Source organism: Flammeovirga agarivorans (assembly GCF_012641475.1).
In the GTDB taxonomy this organism is placed as follows: Bacteria; Bacteroidota; Bacteroidia; order Cytophagales; family Flammeovirgaceae; genus Flammeovirga; species Flammeovirga agarivorans.
On sequence record NZ_JABAIL010000139.1, the window covers coordinates 1 to 519 of the forward strand.

The following is a 519-nucleotide window of genomic DNA, read 5'->3' on the forward strand; positions in this document are numbered from 1 at the left end:
TTCGGGTGATGTTTGAGATATTTGCTCTTTAAAAATCTGGATCAAGCTGAAAATTGAAACGACACACTGTTTAAGTGTGTTCGAGTCTCTCAAATTTTCGCAATCAGAAGTGAAACATCTTCGGGTTGTGAGGTTAAGCGACTAAGCGTACACGGTGGATGCCCTGGCAGTCAGAGGCGATGAAGGACGTGCTAATCTGCGAAAAGCGTCGGTAAGGTGATATGAACCGTTATAACCGGCGATGTCCGAATGGGGAAACCCAGTGCAATTCGTTGCACTATCGTTAACTGAATACATAGGTTAACGAGGCGAACCGGGGGAACTGAAACATCTAAGTACCCCGAGGAAAAGAAATCAACCGAGATTCCCCCAGTAGCGGCGAGCGAACGGGGAGCAGCCCAGAGTCTGAATCAGCTTGTGTGTTAGTGGAACGGTCTGGAAAGTCCGACGGTACAGGGTGATAGTCCCGTACACCAAAATGCACAGGCTGTGAACTCGAAGAGTAGGGCGGGACACGTG

The 519-nt window shown here is 48.9% G+C and carries 1 rRNA gene; it reads left to right on the plus strand.

Annotated elements, in window-relative coordinates:
* Positions 1–131: 131 nt before the first annotated feature.
* A 23S ribosomal RNA gene (locus HGP29_RS28645) occupies positions 132–519 on the plus strand; the annotation flags it as partial.